Genomic DNA, 20359 nt, shown 5'->3' on the forward strand with positions numbered 1-20359 from the left:
TAGAAGGATTTAATTTCGCGCCAGCGGGTGATTATAAGTAGCGCCGCTCTAAGTGCTCGCGGAAAAAGCGAGGGTTAAGGGGTTCACCTGTCGCTTTAGTTATCAGTTCAGCAGTTGAGTAACGGCTGCCATGTTGCCAAATATTTTGTTGCAACCAATGGAATAAACTAGCTAAATCGCCATTAGCAATGTTCTTATCTAATTCTGGAATAGCTTCACGCGCCGTTTGGAAAAGTTGGGCGGCATACATCGCACCCAGTGTATATGTCGGGAAATACCCGAAGGCACCATCCGTCCAATGGATATCCTGCATACATCCATTACGGTAGTTGCCTTCAGTATTAACGCCAAGATATTGCTGCATTTTCTCATTCCATAGGGCTGGAATATCATCCACTTCGATTTCCGCGCTGATCAACGCTTTTTCGATTTCGTAGCGCAAAATCACATGAGCAGGGTAGCTAACTTCATCAGCATCCACTCGGATAAAGCCGGTTTTGACTCGTTGGTTCAATGCAGTAAAGTTTTGTTCCTGAAAAGCAGGTTGTTCACCAAATTGGCGTATGACCAGTGGGCGGATCACTTGCAGGAATTCTTTACTGCGAGCCAATTGCATTTCAAACAGTAAGCTTTGAGATTCATGGATAGCAGTAGAGCGGGCATGTGATATTGGCTGACCCAACCATTCACGTGGCAGATTTTGCTCATAACGCGCGTGGCCCGTCTCATGGACAATGCCCATTAATGCACTGAGAAATTCTTGTTCATTATAACGAGTGGTGATGCGTACATCTTGTGGCACACCACCACAGAATGGATGCACACTGACATCAACTCGTCCGCCGTCGAAGTCAAAACCCAGCACTTTCATCACATCGAGTCCAAGTTGACGCTGTTTTTCCAGCTCAAATGGCCCTTGGGGTATCAAGCAGGACTCAGCCGCTTGTTTCGTGGTCACTTTTTGCAATAGTGTGGGTAACCATTGTTTAAGGTCACCAAATATGCGGTCTAAATCAGCACTATTTGTTCCTGGCTCATAGAGATTCAGCAATGCGTCATAGCCTGATGTCCCGGCGGCCTGAGCACGAATTGAAGCTTCTTCTCGGCTCAATTTAACAACTTCGCGTAAGTTTTCTGCAAAACCATCCCAGTCATTAGCAATACGCTGTTGTCGCCATGCATGCTCGCACCGAGCACCGGCTAATGATTTTGCCTCAACCAATGCTTCCGGCAGCAATACCGCATTATTGTAATGGCGGCGCATCTCACGCAAATTAGCTTGCTCAATCTCACCCAGCATTTCTTGCTCTGCTTGTTTCAACCATTCTCCAACCTGTCGGGCTGTAAGAATCTGATGTTGCAGCACATTTAGCTCGGCCATGGCCTCTGAACGGGCAAGATTACCTTTGGGCGGCATCATTGTTTGCATATCCCAGCCCGCGATAGCCGACAAGTGCTCGAAACGGGAAAAGCGGGTGAACGTGGTGCGCAGGTGTTGGTAAGCAGTGGTCATAAAATACTCCATAAATTTGATCTGCTATTTTTTTATTAGCACTGATTGTATTGACTATTATTGCAGACTATCTGAGTCAATAGGCGGTGAGTCAGGACTTTTCACTGGCCAACAAAATCGGAAGCTGGCACCGCCTAAGGAACTGGCGTCAACAGAGATAGTTCCCTGATAAGCTTGTGCAATGGAATGAACAATCGCGAGGCCCAATCCACATCCTCCAGTTGCACGATCACGGCTAGGATCAAGGCGAACAAAGGGTTCAAAGACTCGCGCGCGCTCCTCCAGTGGGATGCCCGGCCCGTCATCTTCAACTTGTAAGCACGCATTATCGCCATCAAACCATAACCCAATCCGCAACCGTTGAGTGGAGTAGCGAAGAGCATTATTAACTAAATTATCCAAAACTCTCTCCATCAGGCGCAGATCGACAGCACCAAAGTCACCGCGATGAGGTATATCAAGCTCTATCTCGCGCTCGCGATGAATCAAGCGCATGTCCATCACCTTGGTAGTAAGCCAAGCCGGTAAGTCGATAGGCTCCAGATTGAGAGAGACTTGCGGGCGATCCAGCCGGGCATAGGTTAATAATTCATCAATTAATGCTTCTAACTGGCCAATATCATGATTCAGCGCCAATTGTTCACTTTCAGTCAGGTTATCACTCATGGCTAACCGATAACGCAAGCGAACGAGTGGGGTGCGCAACTCGTGCGCAATCCCATCGATAAGCAGCTTCTTACTCACAATCAAGGTGCTGATGTTGTCGGCCATTTGGTTAAAAGCAACACCTAAACGGCTTAAACTGGATGTGGGGTCAAAATGAGTTCGCTCGTCTAAATAACCCGCGCCCAATCTCTGGGCGGCATTTTCCAGTTTGAGTAAATCTTTCCAGTGTGGGCGCATCCACAGAAATACCGGCAGGGCCAAAGACAGGCCAATTAGGATGAGTAGCACTAAATCCAGCAGCCGCATTTGATGCAGATAAAACAGATAGGGGACGGGGCCAACCGCGAGCACATAATGGCTGCGAGGAATACGTTGCAGGAAGGTATATTCATCATCCAAAGCAATGATTTCACCCGCACGCAGGCGTTTATTTAATCTCTCACCCAAATCCCGCTTATCGAGCGGTTCAATATGTAGTTGAAAAGAAAGATTTAAGTCCAGTGTGGCAATAGTTTTATTCCAATCTTTGAGCGGAATTTTCCGTAACTCACTGCGCATCAATGACAGTGAGCTTTTCATCAAATCATCTAATGATTGGCGACCCGCGCGTTCGGCGGTGACTTTATAGACCAGCCCAACCAACATCGCCATCACCATAAAGCAGACGAATAGCAATAAGAAAAACTGAATAAATAGCTTCCTCATTGCCGCACTGACTCCCAAGCATTCGGCGCAAACAGATAGCCTTTATTGCGTACTGTCTTGATTCTAAACGGTTCGAGGGTGTTGTCGTAGAGTTTACGGCGCAAGCGCGATATAGCCACATCGATACTGCGGTCCATGCCGTCATAACTGACGCCACGCAAATTCTTCAATAACGCTTCCCGGTCCATAATTATCCCAGCATGGGTTGCCAGCTCCCATAACAAATCAAAATCTGAAGTCGATAACGTAATTTCTTCATCACTGAGATTCACTTGGCGGTTGACCGGGTCGATGCAGAGTAAACCGAAGTGAATAGCATTATGCCCGGTGATTGGTGGGCTGATAACTTCTTTGGTTTGTTGCTGATTATGCTGACGCAAATGTAAACGCAACCGCGCCAATAACACGGCTGGAGGTGTCGTTTTCAGGATATAATCATTCGCCCCCATTTCGAGAGAGAGGATATGATTCATATCACTGTCCAACGAGGTCAACAGCACTATTGGGCCTTCATAGCTTGGGCGCAGATCACGGCACAGTGTCATCCCGTCTTTTCCTGGCAACATGATATCAAGCAGCACCAAATCTGGCTGTTGATGCTCAATAACGGCTTGTGCCGTATCACCACGCGGTTCGACAAACACATCAATATCATGCTTACCAAGATAGGCAGCAATCAGTTTTCCGACCTCCGGGTCGTCTTCGACAAACACTATTTTGGTCATGTTTTTCAGTTTATAAAAGTGCCGGAATTCAGCATAGCGCGCTGTTGATAGCAATACTATGCTCGTGACTTTATTAATGCCAATGACGGATGAGTAGACAACTGGCAAATCATTTCATTATATTAATGAAAGTGATTATATCGTCATCTCTATTTAGTTGTGCCCATCGTTTATATATCAATACTTATGATTAATGAATAGCTGTATTGATCAGCTAAGGACTGAGGGATGAGTGGCGAACACATTAGTGTCCCAGCGCACAGTGAAAAAGTCTGCTTCGATTACACGGAATTTCTGGCCGCGTCTTGCAAAAAACGCTGGAGTTTTATTGATGCTATTTATGGTGTCATGCCGATTTTCGGCATGGTCGTCAAATCTCAAACTGAATTAGAGAAAACTCCGCAGGAGCGGCTTACCGCTTTGGCGCTTCAGGTATTATCAACCCAACTTAGTGATGAAACTAATATCATTCGATTGATTCGTTTAGCTGAGCAGCAAGGGATAAAACGGTTGGATATCCAATTGCCTTATCCGCTGGAAACTGTGCAATTGGGGGAGATTAAGCAAAAATTCCCAATGTCGATGGGGCTCAGTCAGCAAGATGAATGTTTATCGGTGGATCTCTCAATAACAGAAAGTAATTAGCTATTTACCAATACTCGTTATCTGCCAATGTATGTCCAATCGGACAGCCAGTTTAACTGGCTTATCCTTTGATTTTACACTTTTATTTTGGCCGTCACTCAATTTAATGCATAGCCAGCCAAGTCGCCGGAATGGTGGCTATCAATACCAGACAAATAGCCGCCCGCTCCAGCGTATTGAGCAACCTGAGGCCTTCATGCCCTTTGCGTGCATAAATAAAGACGAGTAAACCGGGGGCATATAAAAGTACGGATAACAGCAGATACAGCAAGCCAGCGGCATAAATCAACCACAAACCATACAAACAAGCGCCACTGGCGGCAACAATCAACCGCCAGTCCTGACGTTTCAGCGCCACTTTAAATAAGAATGCCCCCACCAAGAAATAGGGCACCAGAATCATCTCTGATGCAATAGTCAGCAAGGTGTTGTAATTGCTGCCCGTCAGCCAGATAAGTATCAGCGCCACTTGTACGGCACAGTTAGTCAGCCACAGTGACTTAGCCGGAGCATTATGCTTATTCTGATACTGGAACATTTTAGGGAATGCGCCATGCTTCGCCGCCACCTTCGGGACTTCTGCCGCCATAATTGTCCAGCTAAGGTAAGCGCCGCATACGGAAATAATCAGCCCGGTGGCAATAATCACTTCCCCCCAAGGGCCAATCATTTCGACCATAATGCCGGCCATTGAGGGGTTACGCATGCCGGCTAATTCCGCGCGCGGCACGACGCCAAGGGACAATAACGTGATGAGCAGGTAAACGCACAATGCTGAAAGCACGGCCAGCATGGTTGCCCGGCCAACATCTTTTTTATTGCGTGCTCTGGCGGAAACGACAACCGCACCTTCCACACCAATAAAAACCCACAATGTTATTAACATCGTGTCTTTCACTTGCTGCCAAACCGGGGTGTGCAGGGCGATGCCGGTGAAATCAAAACTGAATGTATCGAGGCTGAAAGCCAAGCCCGCTAATACAATAAAACCGCCGATGGGTAATAGTTTTGCTAATGTTGCGGCCAAATTGATACTGGCGGCGGTTTGAACACCACGCAAAACCAGCGCATGAACCAACCATAAAAGGAAAGACGCGCCCAATAGCGCCTGCCAAGTGTTGCCCTCACCAAACACTGTGTGGCCTGACTTATCGGTAAAAAAGCTCAACGCGGCAAAAACAATCACCAAGTAAGATACATTGGCAATAACGGCGCAAAGCCAGTAACCCCAGGCAGAGAAAAAGCCAATAAGGTCACCAAAACCCTCTTTAGCATAGGTGAATATTCCACCATCCAGATCAGGGCGCAGCCGAGTTAACAGCAACATGGCAAATGCCAAAAAAATGATTCCCACGCCGGTGATACTCCAGCCAATGAGTAATGCTGCTGGGCTGGCAACTTCAGCCATGTTTTGTGGCAGGCTGAAGACACCTGCACCCAGCATTGAACTGAGAACCAGCGCGGTAAGTGCTGTCAGGCCGAGTTTTCTTTCCAATTATGGATCCTGGTTTTTAGAGTATTAATGAATGGTTACTGGCTTGTAAGCAGCATTATGTGAGGCAAATTTATCGATACTTGACAGATAATAGCCCTAAAATTTTGGGGAGATTTTACGGAGTGGGGCGCGATCATGCAATGATTGGTTATGCGATTTTGACAAAAAATTATTCAGTCGAGTGTCATTTGTTTAATCGTGACTGCTGCAGATAAAAAAAGGGCAGCCCAAGGCTGCCCTCATGTCTGACGATTCACGCTAACTTATTTGAATAAATCAGCGCTAACGCTCAGGTTACCACCACTTTGGTTCTGCCATTGGCGAGTGATATGGTAATACTTCGCGCCCTTGGCGGCAGCGCGTTTCGCCGCTTCATGGGAGACGTCGGTCATGCTGTTGTAATGGCCGCTAAAGGTAACTGAATCAAACGGTACCATCTGCGCGGCAGTGATGTTGTTCAATTCTTGAATCTGCGTACCATCATTCAGAGTGACAGTGTAACGTTTGCCGGTTGATGATTGTGTCTCAAAGAAACGGCCAACATCAGCACTTGGCGTACCAGAAGACGCCACACCCGGAATTTCAACATTTGCAGCAGCAGCGCCGCCAGCAGCTAGTGCGGCACGGCCAGCATCTGAATCTGCAGGGATAACATCGGGGCTTTGTACGGTACGTTTGGCGGCATCTTCTTTATAAACATAAGCGGTGATAAATTGGTTCCCGCCTTGGTTGGCATCAACCTGACGCACGATAAAGAAGGAGTAGGCGCCTTTCTCTTTGGCCGCTTTGGAAATAGCATCGTTGATATCAGGTTGGCTACGGAAGAAACCACTGACTGAAACGGTGTCATAGGGTTGCAAGGCGTAAGCTTCTGTTTTTGGTAATTCTTTGATGCCATTAAAGATACGATATTGAGTCTCTTTGCTCACTTCCTCTGCATCTTTATGATAAACATCAGCAGTTACACGCCAGTTGCCGCCATTATTATTGCTGTTGAGATCCTGAATATAGAAGGAATCAGCACCTAATTTATCAGCACGACGGGATATCGCATCAGCAGCTTCATTAATTGCATTAAATCTGCCGGTCACAGTAATACGATCAAATGGCTTAATGGCTGCTGCTTGCTCTGGTGTAAGCTCTTTTGCCGCATGTGCAGCAGAAAGCGCCGAGAGTGATAGCAATGCCGACGCGATGATCGTGTATTTCAGCTTCATAAAAAATCCTTTCGCCTTGCGCATTAACGTTGATACATGCGGAACAATTGATGTGTAACAGAATAGCAGATGATTATTACATGTAATAATGCTGGGTGTCTCCGCAATTTATATGACTAAGTATATGAATTCCGAAGTTCGGCTAGGGAGCACTTTACATTAAGAATCGAGATAAGCTTTACGAATAATGCCTTTAACGTCATAAGCGCTGTTTATTTACATTTTTCTAACCTGATGCCGCGCTATGACTGGGTTGCCTTATTATACCAAAGCTTATTAGTTTGGCTCAAAGTTGCAGGACAAGCCGCTAGTAAATATTCTTTTTATAGTGAATTATACAGAGTTCTTTCCGCCTGCCAGTTTTAGTGCAGAAACTGCTTCAGAACCGCATACAGATATGGATCATCAGTCATATTTTCAGTAGGTTATAGGGAGCCGTAACTAAGCAGTTTTGTCAGTAACCAAACAGATAGAAATTATATCAAAGACAAGTAAAAGGGATCATTATGCGTATTGGTGTACCAAGAGAGCGGTTGGCCAATGAAGCCCGTGTTGCAGCAACGCCGAAAACGGTGGAACAATTGCTGAAATTAGGCTTCACCGTGGCGATTGAAAGCGGAGCTGGCCATTTAGCCAGTTTTGACGATGCGGCGTACCAGGATGTGGGTGCCACCATTACGGATACCACCGATGTGTGGCAATCCGATCTTATCCTCAAAGTGAACGCGCCCCTTGAGGACGAAATTGCCCTGATGCGTGCGGGGAGCACTTTGGTCAGCTTTATTTGGCCTGCTCAGAACCCAGAATTACTGCAAAAGTTAGCCGATCGTCAGGTCACTGTATTAGCGATGGATTCTGTGCCACGCATTTCGCGCGCGCAATCCATGGATGCCCTGAGCTCAATGGCTAACATTGCGGGCTATCGCGCTATTGTTGAAGCTGCGCATGAATTTGGTCGTTTCTTCACAGGGCAAATCACCGCGGCGGGCAAAGTCCCACCGGCAAAAGTGATGATTATCGGGGCCGGTGTTGCGGGGTTGGCAGCAATTGGTGCCGCAGGGAGCTTGGGCGCTATTGTTCGTGCTTTTGACACTCGTCCGGAAGTTAAAGAACAAGTCCAAAGTATGGGCGCTGAATTCCTCGAACTCGATTTTGAAGAAGAGGCTGGCAGTGGCGACGGTTACGCGAAAGTCATGTCCGAAGCGTTTATCAAAGCTGAAATGGCACTGTTTGCAGCGCAAGCGGCTGAAGTCGATATCATTGTTACCACGGCATTGATTCCAGGTAAACCCGCGCCACGCTTGATAACCAAAGAGATGGTCGCCTCAATGAAGTCGGGGAGTGTGATTGTTGATTTGGCAGCACAAACCGGCGGTAACTGTGAATTAACCGTGGCGGATAAAGTGACGGTGACCGAGAATGGCGTGAAAATCATTGGCTATACCGACTTGCCAAGCCGTTTACCAACTCAGTCATCCCAACTTTATGGGACAAACCTCGTTAACTTGCTGAAGTTACTCTGTAAAGAGAAGAATGGCGAAATAGACATTGATTTCGAGGATACCGTTATTCGCGGTGTTACCGTGGTCAAAACCGGTGAAGTGACCTGGCCGGCTCCGCCTATTCAGGTTTCAGCACAACCTGCGGCCGCTAAAGCTGCCCCAATTGTTAAAGAAGAAGCCAAACCTTCATCGCCTTGGCCTAAATACATCATTATGGCGCTGGTTATCGTGCTGTTTGGTTGGTTAGCGAATGTCGCGCCGAAAGAGTTTTTATCTCACTTTACGGTCTTTGCGCTGGCGTGTGTGGTCGGGTATTACGTGGTGTGGAACGTCAGCCATGCGCTGCATACACCGCTGATGTCAGTGACTAACGCCATTTCCGGCATTATTGTGGTGGGTGCATTGTTGCAGATTGGTCATGGCGGCTGGGTGAGTTTCTTATCCTTTATTGCCGTATTGATTGCCAGCATCAATATTTTTGGCGGTTTTACCGTCACCCAACGCATGCTGAAAATGTTCCGTAAAAACTAGGTTTCGCTGAAACCGAGCTTGCCTCAAGCGCAAGCAAGTTGATAAAGCTAATTGGATAAAACAATGTTTATAAAGACAGTGTTTATAAAGACAATGTTATATAAAAACAAAGGGGTAACTAATGTCTAGTGGTCTCGTTACAGCTGCGTACATAGTTGCTGCGATTTTATTTATTTTCAGTTTGGCTGGGCTGTCGCGCCACGAAACATCCAGACAAGGTAACACTTTCGGTGTAACCGGTATGGCCATCGCGCTTATCGCGACCATTCTGGGGCCGGATTCAGGTAATGTTGCCTGGATTATCATTGCTATGGTGATTGGTGGAGCAATCGGTATTTATCTGGCGAAGAAAGTCGAAATGACTGAAATGCCGGAACTGGTGGCTATTTTGCACAGCTTCGTGGGCCTGGCGGCGGTTCTGGTTGGCTTCAACAGCTATCTGGATCATGGCACGGCAGTCATGGATGCCGTGATGGTGAATATCCATCTGACCGAAGTGTTCTTGGGCATCTTTATCGGTGCGGTAACATTTACAGGATCTATCGTTGCATTCGGTAAATTACGCGGGATTATTTCATCCAAACCGCTGATGCTGCCACAACGCCATAAATTGAATTTAGTGGCGCTGGTTGTTTCATTCCTACTGATGATTATGTTTGTCAAAACAGATAGCGTGGCCCTGCAAGTGGTTGCACTGTTATTGATGACCGTGATTGCTTTGGGCTTCGGTTGGCATTTGGTTGCATCCATTGGCGGCGCTGATATGCCAGTGGTTGTTTCAATGTTGAACTCCTACTCCGGTTGGGCCGCTGCTGCTGCAGGTTTCATGCTGAGCAACGACTTGCTGATTGTGACCGGTGCGTTAGTCGGTTCTTCTGGTGCTATCCTGTCGTACATCATGTGTAAGGCGATGAACCGTTCGTTTATCAGTGTCATTGCCGGTGGTTTTGGTACTGATGGTTCCTCAACGGGTGACGCTGAAGAAATGGGCGAATACCGTGAAACTAATGCGGAAGAAGTGGCTGAACTGCTGAAAAATGCCAGCTCAGTCATCATCACCCCAGGCTATGGTATGGCGGTTGCGCAGGCGCAGTATCCAGTTGCTGAAATTACAGCAAAACTAAAAGCGCGTGGTGTCAAAGTGCGCTTTGGTATTCACCCAGTAGCAGGGCGCTTACCCGGCCATATGAACGTGCTATTGGCTGAAGCTAAAGTGCCTTACGATGTGGTGCTGGAAATGGATGAAATCAATGAGGATTTCCCAAGCACTGATGTTGTGCTGGTTATTGGTGCTAATGACACCGTAAACCCAGCTGCACTTGAAGATCCGCGTAGCCCGATTGCGGGTATGCCAGTGCTGGAAGTATGGAAAGCGCAAAATGTTATTGCCTTTAAGCGTTCAATGAACACCGGCTATGCTGGCGTACAAAACCCATTGTTCTTCAAAGACAATACTCAGATGCTATTTGGCGATGCGAAAGACAGCGTGGAAGCGATTTTACGCGCGTTGTAATGGCGACGCTTTGAGTAAGGGCCACTTCGGTGGCCCTTTTTTTAGACTCAATCAGAGTTTGAACAGAATCAGAATAACATGTGAGAAAAGGGGGTTACTCGATATCGTCTTGATCTTCATTGCTTTCAATCGGGCACGTAAATCCTTCCGGTTTAATCGCTAACAAATCACATTTAAGATGATCGATAACATGTTCTGTCGTATTGCCAATAAAAGCCGCTGATAATCCAGTCCGTCCCAAGGTCCCCAGTACCACTACCCCGGCATGCAGATGTTCCGCCAGATCAGGAATAACTTCCTCAGGCAAACCTTTTTCTACATGAGTAAATTTTTCATCAATACCAAACTGCTGACGTAATGCTTTCATTGCCACTAAATGCTGACCACGAATGGCATCGTTATAAACACTCGGATCAAAATCAGGCAATTCGATGGCGATATTAATCGGTGTCACCGGGTAAGCGCTTATCAGGTGCACCTCAGTTTGATTGACATGCTCCGCGAGTTCTCTGGTTTCTTTAACTAAATGCAGATTAAGTGGGTCATGCAGGGGATCTTCACTTGAGAGGTTGACGGCCACCAATGCGGTGCCATTTTCCGGCCAAGGCTGGTCTTTTACCATCCAAACTGGGCAAGGACATTTACGTAATAAATGCCAGTCAGTCGGGGTGAAAATAATGGATTCAAGGCGGTCATGCTGATGCGCCATTTTTAGCAACAAATCATGCTTAAATTTCAGGACTTCCTGAATAATGGCTTCATAGGGACGATTATGCCATACCACTTTGATTTCAATCGGGATCCCTTCATCAAGATAGAACCGACACTGCTCACTTATCCATGCTGAGCGCTGGCTGATAACCCCTTTGCGCATAGCCGTGCGCTCATCGGGTGACAGCAGGGTAGTCATGTCATAGGACAGATCGTAAATAGCCAAAAATGCTTTGATTGTGCCGCCATTGCGTCGCACAAGATAGACTGCACGTCTTAATGCAGGTTGATCATCCTGATTTGGGTCAATAGCAACCAGAATATTCTGATACTTTGCCATAGAGTCTCCTTACAACCGTGAATTAACAGTATGTTAGTTAAAGAGTAAACCATGAAAGTGAAAGAGGACAGGTGAGGGGACAAACCAGACCAATTATATTGATCTGGTTTCCGATTTACAGACTGGGTCTTGGGTTACCCGCCAGTTTTGCCAGTGCTTCAGTATTCTCGATAGTGATGTACTTACCTTTCACACTCAGAATATCGCTCTTCTGGAAACGGCCCAATAAACGGCTGATAGTTTCTACAGTCAGACCTAAATAGTTGCCGATATCACCACGAGTCATGGTGAGACGGAATTCACGCGGTGAAAAACCACGCTGAGCAAAGCGGCGCGAGAGGTTATAAATAAAGGCGGCCAGACGCTCTTCTGCATTCTTTTTAGAAAGCAGCAAGATCATGTCTTGATCACCTTTAATCTCGCCACTCATCAAACGCATCATCTGCTGGCGCAGATTGGGCATTTTACCGGATAAGTCATCCAGCGTATCAAATGGGATTTCGCAGACCATGGATGTTTCCAGGGCTTGCGCAAAACTTGGATGTTGCAAGTTACTAATAGCATCAAAACCGACTAAATCGCCCGCCAGATGGAAACCCGTAATTTGCTCATCACCTTCTTCAGTAATGGTGTAACTTTTGATAGTCCCGGAACGGATGGCATACAGGGATTTAAGTTCATCACCTGCCTTAAACAACGCCTGTCCTTTCTGAATAGGTTTTTTCCTTTCAATGATATTGTCGAGCTGATCCAGCTCGTTTTCATTCAAAGTAAAAGGAATACAGAGCTGGCTGATACTGCAATCCTGACAATGGATTGCACAACCACCAGACTGAATACGTCGGATTACGCGTTTTTCCGGGATCATAGGGTATTCCCATTAATATTGATATGCGTCAATTTTAACATCTTTTCTTGCGTCTGATAAGTGCAACAATAGTTAGCGTGCTAAAAGATATCCCTCATGCATTAATAACCAGCGTTTTCGTTCCACTCCACCGGCATAACCGGTCAATGCACCTTGCTGCCCAATCACTCGATGACAAGGAACAACAATCGAAATGGGGTTCAAACCATTCGCCATCCCAACAGCCCGCGACGCCGTGGGGCGGTTGATACGTTTTGCTAACTCACCATAAGTAATGGTTTCACCACAGGGAATTTTTCGCAATTGTTCCCAGACTTGACGCTGGAAGTCGGTACCGGCGGTTTTTACCGGTAAATCGTCGATAACACTCAACTCACCCGCAAAATAGCGCTGCATACTGTCACACAAACCGCCAGGATTACGTTTTTCCACCAAAGTGAAAGTGTTGACGCCGTAATGATTGCGCAGCAACTTCATCAGTCGCTCATAATGATCGGTCCAATCAATGGCGCGTAGCCGATTTTCTTCGTCTGCAATTAACAACAGTTCACCCTGAGGGGTTGCCATCCTATCAATCAAAAACGTTTCCATAAGTCTCCACTGCCTTGCTGCTACTGTTTAATAAAAGATCATTTAATGAAAAATGGATTGATGAAAGTTTTATCCGTGATTATTACATGAAAGATAACATCATTAGATGACTATCAGGGCTGAAAGATAAAAACCTGCTTTTATTGAGGCGGTAATCGCATAATCCATAAAGTTTAGGTCTAAAGTCGGGGTGGGCGAAGTTGGCGTAAACCGCTAGGATGAAAGTCTGTTATTGCCAAAATTAATTCATATCAGGTACTCAATTCATGTCCAATACCACTTTGTTTCCTTTATTACGAGAGGGTGAACCTCCCGCCGCTGCAATTGAACGCCCGGAGGGCCGCTCACCTTTTATCTTGTTAGCCGACCATGCCGGGCAGCGCATTCCCGCGCAACTTGGGGATTTGGGGTTACCGGCAGGGGAAATTGACCGTCACATTGGTTGGGATATTGGCTCACTGGCGACTGCGCAACGGCTTAGCCAGTATTTGGATGCAACATTAATTCATCAGTGTTATTCGCGTTTAGTTATTGATTGCAACCGCACCCCCGGTATTGCCAGCTCCATTCCTGAAATTTCGGAACATACGCGGATCCCGCGCAATATTGGCGTCACAGTGGAAGAGGCTCAAGCTCGTCGAGCTGAGGTGTTTCAGCCTTATCATGACTTAATTACACAGACACTTAATCAGCGCCGTGATAGCGGCTTGCCCACTGTTATTATTTCCATGCACAGCTTTACACCTTCTTTCAAAAATATTTCCCGCCCTTGGCAAATTGGCACTTTATTTAACCGTAACCCCGCGTTTGCATTACAGTTAGTGGCGTTGCTACGGCAAGAAGACTCACTGAATGTCGGGATTAATGAACCTTACGCCATGACTGATGCTACAGATTTCACTTTGCCATTCCATGCAGAACAGCGGCAGTTGCCTTATGTTGGCATCGAAATTCGGCAGGATCTTATTACCCAGCAAGATGGGCAGGAACAATGGGCGCAGCGATTAGCTCGAGTGCTACCGCAAACCTTAGCCACTTATAACCATTCAAAATAAGTTGCGCGCATTGATTGCCCGAGAAATATCTGCTTTACACCAATTATTTTTCCGGGTTTATGACTGGCCACTATTAATTAGTTATTATCGGTGGCTATAGTTATTTCTAATTCATCACTCATATTTATCACACAATACTAAGGTTAATCATCTCGTGGAATCCAAACCTGCGCGTATCCTGATCAGTGCCTGTTTGATGGGAAAACCCGTGCGTTATAACGGTAGTGCTCTGTCAGTCCATGATGAAATTATTCAGCGCTGGCAGGATGAAGGGCGGCTGGTACTGGTTTGCCCTGAGCTGGCCGCCGGAATGCCCGTTCCTCGTCCACCGGCTGAAATTCAGCAAGGTAATGGCGAGGCGGTATTGCAGGGGCAGGCGCGCGTGATTGAGCAATGGGGAAATGATGTTAGCCGGGAATTCCTGCAAGGGGCTTATCAGGCATTGGAGTTGGCACAAAAGCACCAGTGCACATTAGCAATTCTCACTGAAGGTAGCCCATCTTGTGGCAGCAGTCGGATTTACGATGGTCATTTTAATGGCACTCAACGTGCGGGACAGGGCGTGACCACGGCATTGCTGCGCCGCCATGGAATAACTGTTTTTAGCCATCTTCAACTTGAACAGGCAGATGATTTTTTGCGAAGCGGTTCACAATCAAGGTTAAAAATTAATCAAATGTCATAAAATGTCGCTATACTGTATGAATGTACAGTATCCGTATGGATTCGAGCCTTTAGTGACTTATTTTTATGAAAACCATTAAGTTGAGGTAGCGATATGACATTTAAAATTGTTGAAAAACCCTCGCAACACGTTGTGAGTATCCGACTTGTCGGGCCTTATCACGAGACCATCCCGCAAGGTTTTGACCAGTTGTCATCACTTTATACCCAGTATCAAATTCCCGGAAAAGATTGGTTAGCACTTTACTGGGATAATCCGGAAACCAATCCTCCGGCGGAGCTGCGAGCAGATGTGTCATTATCTGTCGCTGATGATTATGTCTTGCCAGCCGAGCTCAGTGGCCAGCTACAGTTGCAGGTAATTCCCGCTGGTTTATATGCGGTGTACCACGCCCGAGTAACAGACGATGATTATGCCAAAGCTTGGGGGGAATTGTATCACCACCATCTGCCGCAAAGTGGTTATCGCCCAGCAGAAGGTGCTTGTTATGAGGTTTACCTCAATGACGGCAGAACTGACGGCTATTTTGATATCGATATCTACCAATCCGTCGAGAAAAGTCAATAAAGTGTAGCAATGATAGGTGGATGCTACGGAAAATATCGACCTGACTTATCTGCGTCAGCAATTTAGCCTTTCTTCGCGGGGAGGCCAGCTGCCCGCGAACCAAAACAGATGACAAAACTTACACTCAGGAGAATATGATGACGAACACCACTCAGCTGGTCGCTATTGTGACAGGTGCATCAAGGGGAATTGGCGCGGCAATAGCCGAGCGTTTGGCAAGGGATGGCTATGCCGTTCTTATCAATTACTCTCGGGCTGATGATGAAGCTGAGGAATTGGTACGCAAAATTCAACAAGCAGGTGGAAATGCATTGAGTGCTAAAGGCGATATTAGTGATCCCGCCGCAGTTGCTCAATTATTTGCTAAAGCAGAAACAGCTTTTGGCGGGGTTGATGTTTTGGTGAATAATGCCGGGATAATGTCACTCAGTACTGTTGCTGACAGCGATGATGAACATTTTGACCGCCAGATTGCAATTAACTTAAAAGGAAGTTTCAACGGGATGCGGGAAGCTGCGAAACGGCTTAGAAATGGCGGCCGAATCGTCAATTTTTCAACTAGCGTCGTGGGGTTGAAGTTAGAAAAATATGCTGTTTATGCAGCAACTAAAGCTGCGGTTGAAACTATGACGGCAATCCTGGCAAAAGAGATGCGTGGCCGCAACATTACTGTTAATGCTGTTGCGCCAGGACCAACGGCTACAGACCTTTTCCTTAATGGTAAATCCACAGAACTTATTGAGAAAATGGCAAAAATGGCACCACTGGAAAGATTAGGTACTCCCGAAGATATCGCAGCGGCCGTGTCATTTTTAGTCGGTAAAGATGGCGGTTGGATCAATGGGCAAGTCCTGCGCGCCAATGGTGGCCTGATTTAGCGCTGTTTTTGAGGCGGATAGCCAGTAGTCCGGGCAAATAGTACTGAAAGATAAGAAATAATAATTAATTGCGATTGTCATAAAAGCGTCATTCGCCTGTTCTAGTATCCGTTGTAACCAATCAATACAAATTGTATTACTGTTTTACAACAAGGAACTCTACTGATGCAGAACCGCGTATCCACTTTGTCCGGCATAGCCTTATCAACCCTGATACTAAGCAGCTCTCTATTCGCCCACAATGCTGTTGCTGCTGCCACCGGTTTATATGATCGCAGCGCCCACGGTGATATTACCCAATTTGGTGGTGCTCGCCGTTTGACAGAAGATCAAACTCAGGCCCTTCGTGATTCACTGTCCAACACAACAGCAAAAAATGTCATTCTGCTGATTGGAGATGGGATGGGGGACTCAGAAATTACTTCTGCACGTAACTATGCCATGGGTGCCGGTGGTTTCTTTAAAGGGATTGATGCATTGCCGCTGACAGGGCAATACACGCACTATTCATTAGATAAAAAAACACAGAAACCAGACTATGTGACTGACTCAGCGGCTTCTGCTACCGCCTGGTCATCCGGTGTGAAAACCTATAATGGTGCGTTGGGCGTGGATGTGTTTGGTAAAGATCACGTCACGCTATTGGAACTGGCTAAAAAAGCGGGTAAAGCCACCGGTAACGTTTCAACAGCTGAATTGCAAGATGCGACTCCTGCGGCACAATTCGCCCATGTTACTGGTCGCAAATGTTACGGTCCGGAAGAAACCAGTGAGAAGTGCAGCACTAACGCATTAGAGAATGGCGGCCGTGGCTCCATTACCGAGCAAATGATTGAAGGGCGCGCAGATGTGACATTAGGCGGCGGTTCGAAATCATTCAGTCAATTAGCTAAAGCCGGTGAATGGAAAGATAAATCATTGCGTGATCAGGCTCTGGCCCGTGGTTATGTCATTGTCGAAAACCTTGATGATCTGAATGCAATCAAGCACGCCGACCAACAAAAACCGCTGTTAGGTCTATTCAGCCCAGGGAACATGCCTGTTCGTTGGCAGGGGCCAAAAGCGTCTTATCATGGCAATGTGGACAAACCGCCAGTTGTTTGTGAAAACAATGCTGAGCGAACTAAAGATATCCCTACCTTGGCTGTCATGACAGAAAAGGCTATTGACCTACTAAAAACCAACAAAAATGGTTTCTTCTTGCAAGTTGAAGGGGCCTCTATTGATAAGCAAGATCACGCAGCCAATCCTTGTGGCCAGTTTGGCGAGACTGTTGATTTAGACGAAGCGGTCCAAAAAGCATTGGAATTTGCCCGTGCTGACGGCAATACGCTGGTTATCGTGACTGCGGACCATGCGCATTCCAGCCAAATTATTGAAGCTGATGCCAAAGCTCCAGGTTTAACTCAGGCATTGACCACCAAAGATGGCGCAGTGATGGCTATCAGCTATGGTAATTCTGAAGATGATTCTCAAGGGCATACCGGTACGCAATTACGCATAGCGGCTTATGGTCCACATGCTGCAAATGTTGTTGGCTTGACCGACCAAACTGATCTGTTCTTCACCATGCGCGATGCAATGGCCATTAAATAAATACCTATCTATCTTGTAGAGAGTCCCGGTGCAGCAATGGCCGGGATTTTTCATTTCTGCTATTTGTTTATTGCGCCTTCACCTACGAATATCCTCGATTCACATCATGATCGCTTACCAATTGTTATAATAATAACATTATGACAGCTCACCCCCAAGGCCATTAATCGGTATTGTTCACTTTCATTGGTGCGATCTTTGTCACACACATAACATTCAAGCTCTGATAATGTTATTGAAATAACATTGAGAAATAAAAAAATAGCACAGAGGAATGGACAATGGATATTGCAGTCATTGGCTCGAACATGGTTGACCTGATTACCTACATTGATGAAATGCCACAAGTGGGGGAAACATTAGAAGCACCCGGTTTTGAAATCGGCTGTGGAGGTAAAGGCGCGAATCAGGCGGTCGCGGCGGCTCGATTAGGGGCAAATGTGATGATGGTTACCCGCGTAGGTGACGATCTTTTTGCTGAAAACACCATAAGAAATCTGCAACAAGCGGGGGTTGATACTCAGCATGTCAAAGCGGTTGCTGGAACTTCCAGTGGTGTAGCACCTATTTTTGTCGATAAATCGTCTCAAAATCGTATTCTGATTATTAAAGGGGCCAACAATCACCTATTACCGGCAGATGTTGAAGCTGCGGCTGATACTTTAAAAAACTGCCAACTGATAATTCTACAACTTGAAATCCCACTGGAAACTGTCTACGCCGCTATTGATTTTGCACGACAAAACAATATCAAAGTTATTTTGAATCCAGCGCCAGCCTCCAAAGCATTAGATATTGGTTACGCCTGCCAATGTGAATTCTTTATGCCTAATGAAACGGAGTTGGCCATTTTGACCGGGATGCCCGTCGATAGCTTGGATAATATTTATAGGGCAGGGCGCAGTTTGTTAGATAAAGGTCTGCATAATCTGATTATTACTTTGGGGCATCGTGGTTCTTTATGGATGCATGGCGAAGAAATACATCATGTGCCGCCGGTTAGTGTCCATGCCATTGATACCAGTGGTGCGGGAGATGCTTTCATCGGTTGTTTTGCCCATGAATACGTCCGGCATGGAAATATATTAAAAGCCATGGAAATGGCTTCTGCTTTTGCTGCATACAGTGTCACCGGCAAAGGAACGCAACGTTCTTACCCTGACGCGTCGCAATTTATTGATTTTTTAAAGACCCTACACCAAGGAAAATAAAATGCGCCTTAATACCGTTCAACTGCCCGATGGCTATTTAAATAAAACACCCTTATTCCAGTTTATTTTGCTTTCCTGCTTATTCCCGCTTTGGGGATGTGCAGCCAGTCTGAATGATATTTTAATTACTCAATTTAAGAGTGTTTTTGCATTGAGTGATTTCGCCAGCGCACTGGTACAAAGCGCCTTTTATGGTGGCTATTTTTTGATAGCTATCCCTGCGTCATTAGTGATTAAAAAAAGCAGTTATAAAGTTGCTATATTGATCGGGTTAACCCTTTATATTGTCGGCTGCACTTTGTTCTATCCGGCATCGCATATGGCAACCTACACCATGTTTCTGGCTGCTATTTTTGCCATTGCCATTGGCCTAAGTTTCCTTGAAACTGCGGCGAACACCTACAGTTCCATGATTGGTCATAAAGACTATGCGACGTTGCGGCTTAATATCAGCCAGACGTTTTATCCCATCGGCGCATTGATGGGAATAGTATTAGGGAAATATCTGGTATTTCAGGAAGGGGACAGTTTACAAAATCAGATGGCATCCATGACACCAGAACAGATTCATGAATTCCGTCTTAGCATGCTAGAACATACATTAGAACCTTATAAATACCTGATTTTCGTCCTATTACTGGTAATGCTGCTGTTTGTTATTACGCGTTATCCGCATTGCAAACCGCAAGATGATAGTAATAAGAAAGTAGCGCAACCTTCATTAAAAGAAACACTGAAATACCTGGCGGGAAACAGCCGTTTTAAAAAAGGAATTGTGGCTCAGTTCCTTTATGTGGGTATGCAAGTCGCGGTATGGTCCTTTACTATTCGTTTGGCATTAAATCTGGGTGCATCAAATGAGCGAGATGCTTCAAACTTTATGATCTACAGCTTTATTTGTTTCTTTATTGGTAAATTTGTCGCTAATTTCTTAATGACCCGTTTTAAAGCTGAGAAAGTATTAATTGCTTATTCCATCTTAGGGGCGTTAACCCTGCTATATGTGGTCTGTGTCGCTAACTTTACCGCAGTTTATGCGGCGGTATTTGTCAGTGTCTTATTCGGGCCTTGCTGGGCGACTATTTATGCCGGCACTCTGGATACCGTGGACAATAAATATACTGAAGTTGCTGGGGCCATTATTGTCATGTCAATCGTTGGTGCCGCAGTCGTACCGGCATTGCAAGGCTTTGTCTCTGACCATTTGGGTTCAATGCAACATGCCTTTATGGTGTCATTATTGTGTTTCGTCTACGTTGGTTTCTATTTTTGGGGTGAACTGCGCAATAAGCAGCGAGTCAATGCGGCAACATTGGCAAACAATGAATCCTAATTATACGGGGAG

The 20359-nt window shown here is 46.1% G+C and carries 18 protein-coding genes; 10 read left to right on the forward strand and 8 right to left on the reverse strand.

All coding sequences use genetic code 11. The features are described from left to right. Positions 1–31: 31 nt before the first annotated feature. The 3 genes from F0T03_RS10485 to rstA are packed head-to-tail and all read right to left on the reverse strand — an operon-like array spanning position 32 to position 3609. Entirely contained in the window at positions 32–1513 is a 1482-nt protein-coding gene (locus F0T03_RS10485) for a carboxypeptidase M32 (protein ID WP_162526933.1), read from the reverse strand. A gap of 57 nt (positions 1514–1570) precedes the next feature. After that, positions 1571–2884, reverse strand: coding sequence for a two-component system sensor histidine kinase RstB (gene rstB, locus F0T03_RS10490; protein WP_159678234.1), 1314 nt, complete (start codon positions 2882–2884; stop codon positions 1571–1573). Continuing rightward, positions 2881–3609 carry a two-component system response regulator RstA gene (gene rstA / locus F0T03_RS10495; protein WP_145553534.1) on the reverse strand — a complete coding sequence of 243 codons (729 nt, stop codon included), beginning with the start codon at positions 3607–3609 and terminating at the stop codon, positions 2881–2883. Before rstA ends, rstB begins: the two co-directional genes overlap by 4 nt. A gap of 228 nt (positions 3610–3837) precedes the next feature. On the opposite strand from rstA, the gene F0T03_RS10500 reads away from it, so the two are divergent. Then, complete coding sequence (locus F0T03_RS10500) at positions 3838–4254, forward strand: hypothetical protein (RefSeq protein WP_159678236.1); 417 nt, start codon at positions 3838–3840, stop codon at positions 4252–4254. A gap of 103 nt (positions 4255–4357) precedes the next feature. On the opposite strand, the gene F0T03_RS10505 is transcribed toward F0T03_RS10500, so the two are convergent. After that, positions 4358–5749, reverse strand: coding sequence for an amino acid permease (locus tag F0T03_RS10505; RefSeq protein WP_159678238.1), 1392 nt, complete (start codon positions 5747–5749; stop codon positions 4358–4360). A 263-nt stretch (positions 5750–6012) separates the two neighbouring features. Next, the gene (gene ydgH / locus F0T03_RS10510) at positions 6013–6966 is read right to left on the reverse strand and encodes a DUF1471 family protein YdgH (protein WP_145553527.1); all 954 of its coding nucleotides are present in this window, start codon (positions 6964–6966) and stop codon (positions 6013–6015) included. 506 nt (positions 6967–7472) lie between these two features. Here ydgH and pntA point away from each other — a divergent pair. Together pntA and pntB are read left to right on the forward strand one after the other, a co-directional pair. After that, a complete protein-coding gene (gene pntA, locus F0T03_RS10515) occupies positions 7473–8999 on the forward strand; it encodes a Re/Si-specific NAD(P)(+) transhydrogenase subunit alpha (protein WP_145553525.1) in 1527 nt (508 codons plus the stop codon). 121 nt (positions 9000–9120) lie between these two features. After that, positions 9121–10512, forward strand: coding sequence for a Re/Si-specific NAD(P)(+) transhydrogenase subunit beta (gene pntB, locus F0T03_RS10520; protein WP_145553523.1), 1392 nt, complete (start codon positions 9121–9123; stop codon positions 10510–10512). Between the two features lie 94 nt (positions 10513–10606). Here pntB and uspE read toward each other — a convergent pair whose 3' ends face one another. From uspE to ogt, 3 genes are all read right to left on the reverse strand, one after another. Beyond that, positions 10607–11563: a universal stress protein UspE gene (gene uspE / locus F0T03_RS10525; protein WP_159678241.1), complete on the reverse strand. Its 957-nt coding sequence runs from the start codon at positions 11561–11563 to the stop codon at positions 10607–10609. 115 nt (positions 11564–11678) lie between these two features. After that, entirely contained in the window at positions 11679–12431 is a 753-nt protein-coding gene (gene fnr / locus F0T03_RS10530) for a fumarate/nitrate reduction transcriptional regulator Fnr (protein ID WP_004390269.1), read from the reverse strand. A gap of 72 nt (positions 12432–12503) precedes the next feature. Then, complete coding sequence (ogt, locus tag F0T03_RS10535; RefSeq protein WP_145553519.1) at positions 12504–13022, reverse strand: methylated-DNA--[protein]-cysteine S-methyltransferase; 519 nt, start codon at positions 13020–13022, stop codon at positions 12504–12506. A 266-nt stretch (positions 13023–13288) separates the two neighbouring features. Between ogt and F0T03_RS10540 the strand changes: the two genes are divergently transcribed. The 7 genes from F0T03_RS10540 to fucP all read left to right on the forward strand — a co-directional run bounded on the left by F0T03_RS10540 (position 13289) and on the right by fucP (position 20347). Then, positions 13289–14077: an N-formylglutamate amidohydrolase gene (locus F0T03_RS10540; RefSeq protein WP_159678244.1), complete on the forward strand. Its 789-nt coding sequence runs from the start codon at positions 13289–13291 to the stop codon at positions 14075–14077. 154 nt (positions 14078–14231) lie between these two features. Further along, entirely contained in the window at positions 14232–14762 is a 531-nt protein-coding gene (locus F0T03_RS10545; protein ID WP_145553515.1) for a 2-thiouracil desulfurase family protein, read from the forward strand. Positions 14763–14855: 93 nt separating this feature from the next. Next, the gene (gene sbmC / locus F0T03_RS10550) at positions 14856–15329 is read left to right on the forward strand and encodes a DNA gyrase inhibitor SbmC (RefSeq protein WP_145553513.1); all 474 of its coding nucleotides are present in this window, start codon (positions 14856–14858) and stop codon (positions 15327–15329) included. A gap of 137 nt (positions 15330–15466) precedes the next feature. Next, complete coding sequence (locus F0T03_RS10555) at positions 15467–16207, forward strand: SDR family oxidoreductase (protein ID WP_159680815.1); 741 nt, start codon at positions 15467–15469, stop codon at positions 16205–16207. 165 nt (positions 16208–16372) lie between these two features. After that, on the forward strand, positions 16373–17803 hold the full coding sequence (phoA, locus tag F0T03_RS10560; protein ID WP_159678247.1) for an alkaline phosphatase: 1431 nt from the start codon (positions 16373–16375) through the stop codon (positions 17801–17803). 281 nt (positions 17804–18084) lie between these two features. Further along, entirely contained in the window at positions 18085–19014 is a 930-nt protein-coding gene (rbsK, locus tag F0T03_RS10565; protein WP_159678249.1) for a ribokinase, read from the forward strand. Between the two features lies 1 nt (position 19015). Beyond that, on the forward strand, positions 19016–20347 hold the full coding sequence (gene fucP, locus F0T03_RS10570; RefSeq protein ID WP_145553506.1) for an L-fucose:H+ symporter permease: 1332 nt from the start codon (positions 19016–19018) through the stop codon (positions 20345–20347). Positions 20348–20359 lie beyond the last annotated feature (12 nt).

This window comes from Yersinia canariae (assembly GCF_009831415.1).
GTDB classification, from domain to species: domain Bacteria; phylum Pseudomonadota; class Gammaproteobacteria; order Enterobacterales; family Enterobacteriaceae; genus Yersinia; species Yersinia canariae.

Coding starts and splice junctions, on each gene's coding strand:
- F0T03_RS10485 (WP_162526933.1), bottom strand. CDS start 1,513: ATGACCACTGCTTACCAACACCTGCGCACCACGTTCACCCGCTTTTCC.
- rstB (WP_159678234.1), bottom strand. CDS start 2,884: ATGAGGAAGCTATTTATTCAGTTTTTCTTATTGCTATTCGTCTGCTTT.
- rstA (WP_145553534.1), bottom strand. CDS start 3,609: ATGACCAAAATAGTGTTTGTCGAAGACGACCCGGAGGTCGGAAAACTG.
- F0T03_RS10500 (WP_159678236.1), top strand. CDS start 3,838: ATGAGTGGCGAACACATTAGTGTCCCAGCGCACAGTGAAAAAGTCTGC.
- ydgH (WP_145553527.1), bottom strand. CDS start 6,966: ATGAAGCTGAAATACACGATCATCGCGTCGGCATTGCTATCACTCTCG.
- pntA (WP_145553525.1), top strand. CDS start 7,473: ATGCGTATTGGTGTACCAAGAGAGCGGTTGGCCAATGAAGCCCGTGTT.
- pntB (WP_145553523.1), top strand. CDS start 9,121: ATGTCTAGTGGTCTCGTTACAGCTGCGTACATAGTTGCTGCGATTTTA.
- uspE (WP_159678241.1), bottom strand. CDS start 11,563: ATGGCAAAGTATCAGAATATTCTGGTTGCTATTGACCCAAATCAGGAT.
- fnr (WP_004390269.1), bottom strand. CDS start 12,431: ATGATCCCGGAAAAACGCGTAATCCGACGTATTCAGTCTGGTGGTTGT.
- ogt (WP_145553519.1), bottom strand. CDS start 13,022: ATGGAAACGTTTTTGATTGATAGGATGGCAACCCCTCAGGGTGAACTG.
- F0T03_RS10540 (WP_159678244.1), top strand. CDS start 13,289: ATGTCCAATACCACTTTGTTTCCTTTATTACGAGAGGGTGAACCTCCC.
- sbmC (WP_145553513.1), top strand. CDS start 14,856: ATGACATTTAAAATTGTTGAAAAACCCTCGCAACACGTTGTGAGTATC.
- F0T03_RS10555 (WP_159680815.1), top strand. CDS start 15,467: ATGACGAACACCACTCAGCTGGTCGCTATTGTGACAGGTGCATCAAGG.
- phoA (WP_159678247.1), top strand. CDS start 16,373: ATGCAGAACCGCGTATCCACTTTGTCCGGCATAGCCTTATCAACCCTG.
- rbsK (WP_159678249.1), top strand. CDS start 18,085: ATGGATATTGCAGTCATTGGCTCGAACATGGTTGACCTGATTACCTAC.
- fucP (WP_145553506.1), top strand. CDS start 19,016: ATGCGCCTTAATACCGTTCAACTGCCCGATGGCTATTTAAATAAAACA.